This is a genomic window from Thioalkalivibrio sp. (assembly GCF_007692535.1).
GTDB lineage: Bacteria > Pseudomonadota > Gammaproteobacteria > Ectothiorhodospirales > Ectothiorhodospiraceae > Thioalkalivibrio.
Genome location: NZ_REBW01000113.1, coordinates 20172 through 32583, shown reverse-complemented (window position 1 = coordinate 32583; position 12412 = coordinate 20172). Strand labels below are relative to the sequence as shown.

Annotated in this window: 8 protein-coding genes; 2 read left to right on the top strand and 6 right to left on the bottom strand. The window is 66.3% G+C overall.

What is annotated here, in order from left to right; all coding sequences use genetic code 11:
• Positions 1–108 precede the first annotated feature (108 nt).
• The 3 genes from EA346_RS05340 to EA346_RS05330 all read right to left on the bottom strand — a co-directional run bounded on the left by EA346_RS05340 (position 109) and on the right by EA346_RS05330 (position 4448).
• Positions 109–3555 carry a mechanosensitive ion channel domain-containing protein gene (locus EA346_RS05340; RefSeq protein ID WP_296756395.1) on the bottom strand — a complete coding sequence of 1149 codons (3447 nt, stop codon included), beginning with the start codon at positions 3553–3555 and terminating at the stop codon, positions 109–111.
• Between the two features lie 123 nt (positions 3556–3678).
• Positions 3679–4146, bottom strand: a complete 468-nt coding sequence (locus tag EA346_RS05335) for a DUF192 domain-containing protein (RefSeq protein WP_296756394.1) — start codon at positions 4144–4146, stop codon at positions 3679–3681.
• 29 nt (positions 4147–4175) lie between these two features.
• Entirely contained in the window at positions 4176–4448 is a 273-nt protein-coding gene (locus tag EA346_RS05330) for a heavy metal-associated domain-containing protein (protein ID WP_296756392.1), read from the bottom strand.
• Positions 4449–4529: 81 nt separating this feature from the next.
• Here EA346_RS05330 and ilvD point away from each other — a divergent pair, with 81 nt between their 5' ends.
• Complete coding sequence (gene ilvD, locus EA346_RS05325; RefSeq protein WP_296756390.1) at positions 4530–6434, top strand: dihydroxy-acid dehydratase; 1905 nt, start codon at positions 4530–4532, stop codon at positions 6432–6434.
• Between the two features lie 315 nt (positions 6435–6749).
• On the opposite strand, the gene EA346_RS05320 is transcribed toward ilvD, so the two are convergent.
• Together EA346_RS05320 and EA346_RS05315 are read right to left on the bottom strand one after the other, a co-directional pair.
• A complete protein-coding gene (locus EA346_RS05320; RefSeq protein WP_296756486.1) occupies positions 6750–7502 on the bottom strand; it encodes an FKBP-type peptidyl-prolyl cis-trans isomerase in 753 nt (250 codons plus the stop codon).
• A gap of 98 nt (positions 7503–7600) precedes the next feature.
• Positions 7601–8197, bottom strand: coding sequence for a DUF502 domain-containing protein (locus EA346_RS05315; RefSeq protein WP_296756388.1), 597 nt, complete (start codon positions 8195–8197; stop codon positions 7601–7603).
• Positions 8198–8328: 131 nt separating this feature from the next.
• Between EA346_RS05315 and EA346_RS05310 the strand changes: the two genes are divergently transcribed.
• Complete coding sequence (locus EA346_RS05310) at positions 8329–10044, top strand: potassium/proton antiporter (RefSeq protein ID WP_296756386.1); 1716 nt, start codon at positions 8329–8331, stop codon at positions 10042–10044.
• A gap of 164 nt (positions 10045–10208) precedes the next feature.
• Here EA346_RS05310 and EA346_RS05305 read toward each other — a convergent pair whose 3' ends face one another.
• On the bottom strand, positions 10209–12224 hold the full coding sequence (locus tag EA346_RS05305) for a UvrD-helicase domain-containing protein (RefSeq protein WP_296756384.1): 2016 nt from the start codon (positions 12222–12224) through the stop codon (positions 10209–10211).
• Between the last annotated feature and the right edge of the window lie 188 nt (positions 12225–12412).

Here is a 12412-nt window from a genome sequence, read left to right as displayed (position 1 = left end):
GCTTGCCGCCGCTTTAGGGCCTGTCCGGAGACCGGGTATTCATAGAGGCGCCGGGTTGCGGCCCCGGAGCAGAGGCGCGGAAGCGGGCTTCCGCGCGTCCGGGGGCTTTCAGTTGGCTGGGCGCGGGTCTGTCCGGTCGGGAGAGGGTGCGGGACTGGATGCTGCCCCGGCTCCCGGCGCGACATCCCGGATGTGCAGGTCCATCTGGGGGTACGCGATCTCGATGCCCTTCCTGCGGAACTCCTTGATGATGGTCTGATGCAGTGCGCTGATGGTGACCAGGCGATCCTTCATCTGGTTTACGTAGATGCGCAGCTCGAAGCTCAGGGCACTGTCCCCGAACTTGAGGAACAGCACGTTGGGCGGCGGCTCCTTCAGCACCAGCGGGCTGGCCTCGGCGATCTCGCGCAATGTCTTCATCACCTCGTCGACATCGGCGTCATAGCTGACGCCGACCGGCAGCACGATCCGGGTCATGGTGTCGGAGAGTGTCCAGTTGATCAGCCTTTCGGTGATGAAGTTCTTGTTCGGGATCACGATCTCGCGATTGTCCCAGTCGACGATGGTGGTGGCCCGGGTACGGATGCGCGATACCGTGCCGCTGTATTCGCCGATGGTGATGGTGTCGCCCACGCGCACCGGTCGTTCGAACAGCATGATGATGCCCGAGACGAAGTTGGCCACCACCTCCTGCAGGCCGAAGCCCAGTCCCAGGGTCAGTGCCGCGACCATCCACTGCAGCTCGCTCCAGCGCAATCCCAGCAGGGAAAACACGCTGATGACCGCGACCACGGCCAGCACGTAGCGCAGCAGCGTGGTGACGGTGTAGCGGCCGGCTGCGTCCATCTGGGTGCTGCGCGACAGCAGGATCTCCACCAGGCCCGGCAGGTTGCGGGCCGCCAGCGTGAACAGCACGCCCAGGAAGATCGCCAGCAGAAAGTCCTGGAGGCTGACGCGGCTCAGGATCTCCGTATCGCCCACGGCGATGGTGCGTGACCACAGCGTGACCCCGTCCAGCCAGGTCAGCGCAGGCAGGATGTCCGCCCAGACCCAGAACAACCCCAGCACCATTGCCGCCCCCGCGGTGACCCGGAGCAGGGTGCGGGTCTGCTGGTTGATGTTCTCGACGCTGAGGTGGGGTTCGGGCATGTCGATGACAGCGCCTTCGCCGACGGTGGACCCCGCCTCGATCGCCGCCGCCTTGACGCGCTGTTCGCGCATCCTGCGGATCATCAGGCGGGTTTCGCTGAGCACCAATGCGCGTTCTGCGAGATTGTAGCCAAGCCACACGGCGGCCACCACGATCAAGGTATTGATGGTCCGGCCCAGCAGGGTCGCGACCGTCAACAGGTAGCCGGCAAGGGTCAGACCGATCAGCACCGCCGCGAACCCCGTCAGCGCGATGCGCAACAGTCTTCGGCGCCGTTCCTGCCTCTCCGTGGCCTCGGATTCCCGTCGAGGCGCGAGCATGCGCCAGGCGAAGAGTCCGCTCACGAACGCCGCCCCGGCGAGCCCTGCCCGGGCGAATACGTCGTGAACCAGTTCGTTCGGATGCCCAAAGGTCAATGCGAGGAAGACGACGAGGAGCAGCAGCACCGGAAGATACCAGGCAAGATGGCGGCGCAGGCGCCGAACCACGAGCGGGTTCCAGTCGAGATGCGCCATGCCGACGCCGTTCCTGCTGGTGAACAGCAGGAAAATGTGCCCGGCCACCCACCACAGGGCGACACTGAACAGCACCAGCGCGAGCATCTCGACACCCGGTCCGATGTCCGGTATCCGCTCGAGGCGGAAGCCCGTGGCGGCGAGCAGGACGGGGATCGGGATCACGCGCAGGAGGCTCCATCCGATGGCCTGGAAGGTCAGACCGATCCGGTCGGTGAAGCGATGGGTGGTCATCTCCGCAAGACGCGCCAGGTGCCCCGGCGTACCCCGTCCCCACATCACCAGCAGCGCGGCTGCCAGCATGGAAAGCAACGCGCCGAAGGGGCTGCCGATGGTCACTTCGTACAATGCGTTGCGAAGCTCCTGCCAGGACGCGGGATCCAGGAACGCGACCACCGCCGATGGTAAGCGCGTCGCCCAGTCGATGCCCACCGGCGGGTGGCTCGGCCACCACAGCAGTGACTCCCGGAGGATCTGCGACAGCTCCTCGACCTGCAGTACGACGGTGCGCAGACGAGCCTCCACGAGGTGCAGCTGCTCGGTGAGCTGCTCATCCGCATGCAGCTGGGTCTCGATGACCTGACGCTGGAGTCGCTGCAGCTCGGCCCGGGCGCGGTCATCCATGACGACAGGAGGGTCCGCAGGCAGCGTGCGCAACTCATCGCGAAGGGTGATGTCTCGCAGTCGTGACTGGGCCAGTTCCCGCTCCAGGTCGCGCAGCACGTACTGCAGGTCGACCAGCCGCCGCAGGCGCCTCTCCTCTTCCACCAGCAGGCCACCGAGGACATCGGTCAGGCCACCAATCTCGAGCCTCTCCCTGACGCTGGCCAGCGTCAGCGAGAGGTCGTTCTCGATCTGCGCATAGAGTTCGCGGCTCTCCTGAAGGTCGCGGACACGGGCCTGGGTCTCGGCGATCCTGTCGATGCGCTGCAGCATGAGCTGGATCTGGGGGCCGAAGCGCTCCGCAGCGTCCGGTTCGCGTTCCACGAGGTTCCGGACCTCTGCGCGCAGTGACCGCAATTCCTCGCCCGCGCGCTCGATGAGTTCGCTGGCCAGCTGCCGCTGGCGTTGTCCCAGCCAGAGGCTCTTGGTTTCCAGGACCTGCAATTCGAGACGCAAGGTCTCCGTCCTTGGATCGATGGTCTCTGCGTCCAGTTGTGCCGTGATGATCCGCGCATCCGCGCGTCGTTCCTGCGCATGCTCCCAGGCCGTGAAGGCGTCCGCGAGGGTGGGCTCGTCAAGGGGACCCCAGGGTGTCGTATCCAGGTCTGTCGTGCGCTCCCGGCGCAGGCGCTGCAACGTCTCCTGCTGTGTGCGCGCCTGGGCCTCGAGACGCTCCAGGGTTTGCCGCTTCTGGTCCCTTTCCAGCGATAACTGGGTGCGTCGGGTTTCCAGCGACGCGATCTCCTGCTCGATGCGGGTCAGGCTGCGATCGTCTTCGTCGGGCGCCACCAGTCTGGCGTCGAGGATGTCGCGAATGCGTCGCTCGGCGTCGCCGAGGCGTTGCTCAGCCGCCAGGGCCAGTCCTGCGCGCTCCAGGGCTCCGCGAATACGCTCGATACCCGCCTGCTCGTTTTCCAGGGCAGCCTGCCAGATGCTTCGCTCGGGTGCGTCCGCGGCCGTTGCCTCGAGGCGCTCCGAGATGCGCTCCACTGGGCTCGCTTCAAGCCAGTCCTCAGCGGGGGTGGTGTCGATCGCATCGACCATCGGCATGACGCGCTCGAGCCCGGCGCGCAGGGCGGCGCGGAGGTCCACCAACTGCTGCGTCGTAACCATCGCCGGTGCCGCGCCGCCGTGGTCATTCCGTTCCTGTGCCGGCGCGCCTGCGGCCCACGGCAGCAGGAACGCGAGAAGCAGGAGTCGGTGGAGAAGGTTCGATGGCAGGCGCATGTTCAGGTCGGTTCCGGGCTCTTCGGATGCCTGCCGTTCCGGCAGGGATTACGGGGTTGCTGCTGTGTGTGCCCGGAGTTGGCTGCGGGCATTGCCGCGATCAGCCTCGGACGTGGCGACCCATCAATGCCGGCCGCCCGCGAGGTCCGTCAGCAGTCGCTCGAGGTCGTCGATACGGGTGCCGGTCTCGACACCGTGGCGGCCAAACCAGCCCTGGTTGACCTCGAGAGCATAGCGCGCCGGGCCATGCGAAGCGTGCGTCCGCAGTGAACGGGGTTCCATGTCGGCAATGTTCAGTACCCGGAAATCGCGATCGATGAACGCGACCGACAACGGGATCAGGGTGTTCTTCATCCACATCGCAACGACCTGGTCCCCGGGCCAGATGAAGAGCATCCCGTGCGCCTCGGGCATGTATTCGCGATACATCAGGCCCCTCGCCATCGCCTGCGGTGTGGCGGCGATCTCCACCGTCAGGATCTGATCGGCAACCTTGAGTTCTTCGGTAGGGAGCTCTGCCCGGGCGCCGCCGATCGCGAACCAGAGCAGCAGGACGGCAGCCCCTGCAGAAATCCATCCGCGCCGTGACATCGGCGGGGTTGTCGTGCCGTATCGAGGCATCACTCCTTGTCCATGCGGCCCACGGCGCAACTGACAAAGGATTTGGCCCGGGCCCCGGCAGACTTCAGCCCGCGCACGGTTCCGGTTTCGGGATAGCCCATGGCGGCGAGCTTGCGCGCGATTTCAGGACGGAGCCCGTCGTCCGCCTGCACCTCGACCACACCGCTCTCGATCTCCACGTCGACCGCGTCGACTCCGTCCAGGCCCATCAGGCCCTTCCGGATGCTGCCGGCGCAACCGCCGCACTTGATGTTTTCCACTTCGATGCGCATGGGATCCTCCAGGGGTTTCGTCACGATCGGGAAAGTGAAGGTATGATTTCACATTACGCCAAATGTTCAAGGGATTATCGAATGCCCCAGTATCGTTCCCGCACCACGACCCACGGCCGCAACATGGCCGGCGCCCGCGCGCTGTGGCGCGCGACCGGCATGAAGGACGGCGACTTCGGCAAGCCGATCATCGCGGTGGCCAACTCCTTCACCCAGTTCGTGCCAGGCCACGTGCACCTGAAGGACCTCGGCCAGCTGGTGGCGCGGGAGATCGAGGCGGCCGGCGGAGTGGCCAAGGAGTTCAACACCATCGCGGTGGATGACGGGATCGCGATGGGGCACGGGGGCATGCTTTATTCGCTGCCTTCGCGCGAGATCATCGCGGACAGCGTCGAGTACATGGCCAACGCCCACTGTGCCGACGCGCTGGTGTGCATCTCCAACTGCGACAAGATCACACCCGGGATGCTGATGGCCGCGATGCGCCTGAACATTCCCGCCGTCTTCGTTTCCGGCGGGCCGATGGAGGCCGGCAAGATCCAGCTTCGCGGCAAGGTGGTGCACCTGGATCTCGTCGACGCGATGGTGCAGGCGGCTGACCCCGATGCCACCGACGACGAGGTTGCGGCGGTGGAACGTTCCGCCTGCCCAACCTGCGGCTCGTGTTCCGGCATGTTCACCGCCAACTCGATGAACTGCCTGACGGAAGCCCTGGGCCTGTCCCTTCCCGGCAACGGTTCGCTGCTCGCGACCCACGCGGGCCGCAGGGATCTGTTCCTGGAGGCCGGGCGGCTGATCGTCGACCTGGCCCGGCGCCACTACGAACACGACGACAACTCGGTGTTGCCGCGATCCATCGCCAGTTTCCAGGCTTTCGAAAACGCGATGAGCCTGGACATCGCGATGGGCGGGTCGACCAATACCGTGCTGCATCTGCTTGCCGCCGCGCAGGAAGGCGAGGTGGACTTCACCATGGCCGACATCGACCGCCTGTCGCGCCGCGTCCCCAACATCTGCAAGGTCGCCCCGGCCACGCAGAAATACCACATGGAGGACGTGCATCGCGCCGGGGGGGTCGTCGGGATCCTCGGCGAGCTGGACCGCGGGGGGCTGATCCATCGGGACGTGCCCACCGTGCACAGTGCAACCCTCGGAACCGCGCTGGATCGCTGGGACGTGGTGCGTGCCGAGGTCGGCGAGGCGCGAACCCGCTACCTCGCCGCGCCGGGCGGTATCCCGACGCAGGTGGCCTTCTCACAGGCCGCGATGTGGGACGATCTGGACGTGGACCGCGCGGACGGCTGCATCCGCGATATCGAACATGCCTATTCCCGGGACGGCGGGCTGGCGGTGCTGTACGGCAACATCGCGCCCGAAGGCTGTATCGTGAAGACGGCCGGCATCGACGAGAGCATGTTCGAGACCGAGCAGCTGCGTTACACCACCAGTGTTCCGACCTCGTTGATCCGTGTGTTCACCGGCCCCGCCCGCATCTTCGAGAGCCAGGACGCGGCCGTGGAGGCCATACTCGGGGATCGGATCCGCCCGGGCGACGTGGTGGTGATCCGCTACGAGGGTCCGAAGGGTGGGCCGGGCATGCAGGAGATGCTCTATCCGACCAGCTACCTGAAGTCCAAGGGGCTGGGCAAGGATTGCGCCCTGATTACCGACGGGCGCTTCTCCGGCGGTACCTCGGGGCTGTCCATCGGCCACATCTCCCCGGAGGCGGCGGAGGGCGGCACGATCGGTCTGGTCGAGGAGGGCGATACCATCGAGATCGATATTCCCGGCCGCCGCATCGAGGTCCGCATCTCCGACGAAGAGCTGGCCGAGCGGCGCAGGCGCATGGAGGCCAGGGGTGAGCAGGCCTGGCAGCCCGTCCATCGTGAACGGGTGGTGAGCCAGGCGCTCAAGGCCTACGCCCTGCTGACGACATCGGCGGCGCGCGGGGCGGTTCGCGACGTCTCGCAGATCAAGACCCGCTAGGCGAAGTTCCTGCTCCGTTGTCCTTCGGCAATCTCACGCCGAAGGTGAGCATCCGCTGGCTGGTCGCTCTGAGCCTCTCGAACGGATGAATTGAATGGATCCGTTCGGCGTTCCCCCGGTGGATTGCGAGGGATCGTACCCTTCTTCTCCCAGCCCCGACGTTCGGAGAAGCGGGGTCGCGTGCCTGTCAGCGGGTGTCGGCAGCAGGGATGCTGCCGTCAAGCCTACAGGGACGTATTCACGGCGTCCCGCTGACAGGCACGCGACCCCGCTTCCTGCCGCGGACCGTATCCATCCCATGGGTGCGCGGGCGATTCAGCCCCGGCCCGCTTCGTCGGGGATCTCCCGGTTGACCACTTGGCCCTCGGCGATCCAGCGGGTGATGCCGTCGGTCACGTTGTAGACGTTCTGGTACTGCAGTTGCTCGGCGAGCGCCCGTGCGAGCGTCGCGGTGCGGCTTCCCGTGCGACAGATAAGGACCACCGGCTCGTCCCTGGCCACCAGTCCCTGGAACTCGGCGGGGAAACCGGGCACGACCCGCCCGTAGCGATCAAACGCGGTCAGAAGATGGCTGCCCTCGACCACTCCGGTCTGGTGCCATTCCTCGGGCCGGCGGATGTCGACGACCTTCACGCCCTGCGCGATCATCTCCGCGAGACCCCTGTTGTCCAGCTCGGAGAATGGCGGGGCGTTCACATCAAGGAGTTCCACCTCGAAGCGCAGAGTGGCGTTGGGCGGAATCACGCCGCCCGCGCCGCGGGCGCCGTACCCGAGTTCGGGCGGAATGATCAGTTCCCGGACCTCACCAACGCGCATGCCCTCGAGTCCCCTTTCCCAGCCGGGAATCACACGGCCGGCCCCCAGCGTCAGCGAGAAAGGTTCGTCGCGGTCGCGGCTGGAGTCGAACTTGGTGCCGTCCATCAACCACCCGGTGTAATGCACCGTGACCTCGGCACCCGGCACCGCCTCGGCACCATCGCCCGGTTGCAGCACATTGATCTGGAGTTCTTCGGCATTGGCGGAGGTCATAAGCAGGCTCAGCAGTAGTAGGAGAATGGGGCGGAACATCATTCGCGGTTCCTCTGCGGCGGGTAGAAGATCAAAACGGATGGTCGCATCATCGGCCAGGCGGGCAAAGAATCCTCGCGGGGTGCCGGGGCGTGTTCTCATTGGCTGCCCTTTTGGGCCGACACGCCAGCGGTCAACGTGTAGCGCATGGCGTCCTCCAGCGAGAGATCCAACGGCTCCACCCGCTCTCGCGGCAGCATCAGGGTATACCCACCGATCTGGTAGCTCATCGGCAGGTACACGGCGATCGTGCCTTCGGTCCCGAGCTGGTCCGGAAGGCCGGAGAAGTCTTCGCGGGTCACAAAGCCGATCAGGCGATAATCCGTGCCCGGGAGGGTCACCAGCACGGCCTCGCCGAATTGCTTCTCCCAGTCGCCGGAAACCACGTTCATTACATCGCGAACGATGCCGTAGATGGTCTTCACCAGCGGGATCCGCTGCACGAGACCTTCCAGCCAATTGAACAGGCCCTGCACCACGTAGGCACGGAGCAGAACGCCGACCGCAAAGATCAGGCCCAGACCCACGATCAGCCCGAGGCCGGGGAAGTAGAGGATGTCGGGCAGCAGTTTCTGCAGCAGTCCGCCGAGCAGGCTTTCCGCCGTGGCGCCCAGCCAGAACAGCAGTGCCACGGTGATGGCGATCGGCAGGATGGCCGCGAGGCCGGTCAGAAAGGTGCGGGTCACTCCCTTCACGGTGGACTCCTTCGTGTTTGCATTCGGGTGCGGGATACGCGCTTCCCGCACACTGTAACGGATTGCCGGCCAACCCGGAAAAGCGGTGTCCGGCGGGTCTTGCCGCGTTGCCGATCGGCTAACATGGCCCGATGGACTGGTCCAATCAAGTGATCTTTCTGGGCGCGCTGGTGATTCTGGGCAGCATCCTGTCCAGCGTGGTCACCTCACGCCTCGGGGTGCCGCTGCTGCTGGTGTTCCTGGGCATCGGCATGCTTCTTGGCCCCGAGGGTCCGGGAGGCCTGGTCTTCGAGAATATTCCGCTGGCGCACCTGATCGGTTCGGCGGCACTGGCGGTGATCCTGTTCGATGGCGGCCTGCGCACCCCCGTGCGCAATTTCCGCATCGCTTTGAAGCCTGCGCTGGGGCTCGCGACCGTCGGCGTGGTGCTGACCTCGGGTCTGACCGGGCTGTTCGCCTACTGGTGGCTGGGTCTGTCCTGGCTGGAGTCGCTGCTGCTGGGAGCCATCGTCGGTTCCACCGACGCTGCGGCGGTGTTTTCCCTGCTGCACTCACGCGGACTGGAACTCAAGAGCCGCGTCGGGGCGACCCTGGAGATCGAGTCGGGCAGCAACGACCCGATGGCCATCTTTCTGACGATCGTGCTGATCGAACTGATCCTGCTGCCGGATGCCGTTTTTGGCCTGGTGGTCGTGGTCGAGTTCGTGCAGCAGATGGGCCTGGGCGTCGTGTTAGGCCTGCTGGGCGGGTTCGCGCTGCTCGGATTGATCAACCGGCTGCCGATGTCCGCCGGCTTCTACCCGCTGGCGGCGATGGCGGGCGCGTTGACGATCTTCGGTCTGACCGGACTGCTCGGTGGCAGCGGCTTTCTTGCCGTGTATCTCGCCGGTCTGGTCGTCGGCAACCGGCCGCTGGAGGCCAGCCAGAACATCAAGCGTTTCCACGACGGCATCGCCTCGCTGGCGCAGATCGGGATGTTCCTGATGCTGGGAGTGATCGTGACCCCGTCGGCGTTGCCGCCGGTGGCGCTGGACGCCGGTCTCCTCGCGGCTGTACTGATCCTGGTCGCGCGCCCGCTGGCGGTCGCTATCTGCCTGTACCCGTTCCGCTTTCCGTGGCGGGAGCAGCTGTTCATCGCCTGGGTGGGCCTGCGCGGCGCGGTCCCGATCATCCTCGCGCTCTTCCCCCTGCTGGCGGGGCTGGAACTCGCGGGCTATTTCTTTCACGTGGTCTTCTTCGTGGTGCTGATCTCGCTGCTGGTGCAGGGCTGGACCGTTGCGCCGGCGGCGCGCTGGCTGAAGCTGGAATTGCCGCCAAGCCCGACCCGGGTGCAGCGGACCGAATTGGACATTCCCGGTCAGCAGGAGATGGAGCTGGTGGGCTACCGCCTGGCCGACAGTACGCCGGTGGTACGCGAGGCATGGTCCAGTTTCCGGCTGCCGAAGAGCGCGCGTCTGGTCGCCCACCTGCGCGGGGGGCGGCTGCTGGAGACCCTGGAGATCCTGGACCTTCGCGCCGGCGACCACCTCTACATCATGGTGGCGCCGGGAGACCTTTCCGATCTGGACCGGCTGTTCCTGGCCTCGGAAGTTCCGGAGCGCCTCAGCGAACGCAGCGTGTTCGGCGAGTTCGTGTTGAACGGCAACGCCCAGCTGGGCGCGGTGGCAGTTGCCTACGGTGCGGCCGTCCCGGCGGAGCAGCACGGTCTGACCCTGGAGGAATTCTTGCGCAAACGGCTTCAGGCCGAGCCCGTGGTCGGCGACGCGGTCGACCTCGATCGGGTGCGGCTGGTCGTGCGCGAGATGGACGGCGCGCGCATCACGCGCGTAGGTCTGAAGCTGCTTTGATGTGGGAGGCGAGCCCTCTCGGCGATTCTGTGGACCGCGGTGGGGGGTGGAGCCGGTCTCGCGTCCGCGGGTGTTGGCGGCATGGATGCTGCCATCAAGCCTACAGGGATGGTTTCACGGCGTCCCGCGGGCGCGAGACCGGCTCCGTCCTGCGTTCCCCGGACTCAGGTGCCGCTCTTCAGCATGGCCTTGAGCCCGGCCAGGTGGGCCTTGGCGGTCAGGCGCTGCGTCTCTGGATCGGGTGGTTTCGCGTCCGGCCATTCCAGGTGCTCGGCCGGCAGTTCATCCAGGAACCGCGACGGCAGGCATTCCACCGCCTCGCCGAAGCGGCTGCGCCGCGCCGCGTGGGTGAGGGTCAGCGTCTGCCGCGCCCGGGTCAGGCCCACATAGGCCAGCCTTCGCTCCTCCTCGACGCTGTCCTCCTCCAGACTGACGCGATGGGGCAGCAGTTCCTCTTCGAAGCCGACCAGGAAGACGTGGGGGAACTCCAGCCCCTTTGCCGTGTGCAGGGTAAGAAGCTGGACCGCATCCTCGTCGTTGCTCTCGCGTTGCCGCTCCAGCACGTCCATCAGGCTGATGCGCCCGACCACCTCCTCGAGGTTCAGTCCGCCGTCGCCATCCGGGTTGGCCCGGGAGACCCGCCCGATCCAGTCGATGAACTCCCGCACGCTGTCCATGCGCCGCGCTCCGGCCTTGGGATTCGGGCTGTTGTCGAGCAGCCAGGACTCGTAATCGGTGTCCTCGACGAGCCGGGCGAGCAGAGCCTCGGGAGCCGTGGTCGCCGCGCTCCCGCGCATCTCGTCCACCCAGTCGGCGAACCGGGTCATGCGCGCCTGGCCACGGGCGTCCATGTGTTCGCCGAGGCCCAGCCCGGCCGCCGCGCGCAGCAGGGAACAGCCCCGGGTCTGGGCGTATCGGCCCAGCTTCTCCAGCGTGGACGGACCGATCTCGCGGCGCGGCACGTTCACCACGCGCAGGAAGGCCGGGTTGTCGTCGGGGTTGACCAGCAGGCGAAGATAGGCGGCCAGGTCGCGGATCTCGGAACGTTCGAAGAACGACTGGCCGCCGCTGATCCGGTACGGGATGCCCTGCTCGCGCAGCAGCTTCTCGAACAGCCGTGACTGGTGATTGCTCCGGTACAGGATCGCGAAGTCCGACCACTGGGCGCGCAGTCGAAACCGCAGCCGCATGATCTCGGAGACCACCCGGGCGGTCTCGGCCTCGGCATCGGCACAGGGGATTACGCGGATGGGCTCGCCCTCGCCCAGCGCGCTCCAGAGCCGTTTTTCGAACAGGTGCGGGTTGTTGCCGATCAACTGGTTCGCCACGGCCAGAATCCGATTGGTGGAACGGTAGTTCTGCTCCAGCTTGATGACCTCCAGGCGCGGTATGTCCTTGCGCAGACGCGCAAGATTTTCGGGTCGGGCGCCGCGCCAGGCATAGATGGACTGGTCGTCGTCGCCGACCACGGTCAGTCCCGGGTTCACGCCCAACAGCAGCTGAACCAGGCGGTATTGCGCGCCATTGGTGTCCTGGTACTCATCGACGAGCAGGTGTCGGATCCGGTTCTGCCAGCGCTCGCGCAGGTCGGGGTTGCCGCTCAGCGCGTCTACCGGGCGCTTGATCAGATCGTCGAAGTCGACCGCGTTGTACGCGGCCAGGGCCTGTTCATAGCGCTGGTAGACGCGCGCCGCCTGTTGTGCGTCGGCGTCTGCAGCCTGCGCGAGTGCGTGCTCCGGAGACAGGAGTTCGTTTTTCCAGTCGCTGACCCGTGCCAGCAAGGGTTCCAGCTCGCCGGCATCGTCGTCGCGATGGGTGATCTCGCGCAGCAGCTGCCTGCAGTCAGCCGGGTCGAGTACCGAGAACCCTGTTCGGAGTTCCGATGCGCCCGGTTCCCGGCGCAGGAAATTCAGCCCGAAGGTGTGGAAGGTCGAGATGCCGAGCCCCCGGGTCTGGTCGCGGTCCAGGCGCCCGCGGACCCGTTCGCGCATCTCACGCGCGGCCTTGTTGGTGAAGGTGATGGCGACGATCGCGCGCGGCGGCAACTGCCTCTCCTCGATCAGGAAGGCGATTTTTTCCGTGATCACCCGGGTCTTGCCCGATCCGGCGCCGGCGATGACGAGGAGGGGATGGTCGCTGGTGATGACCGCGGCGCGTTGCTGGGGGTTCAGGTCAAACAAGTGAAGGTACCGGTTCAGGGGGGACGGCGCGTGGGGCACTTGCACCTTGGCAGAATCTACTATGATAAGGGAAAGAGTTGGTGACCCGGGCGCCAGGAGTCGTGAGGCCTGCGGGTCTGGCTCCCGTTCGGGACGTTCCTGTCCGGCCAGGCGGCCGGGCATGCCATCGATCCAAGTACACGGAGGAG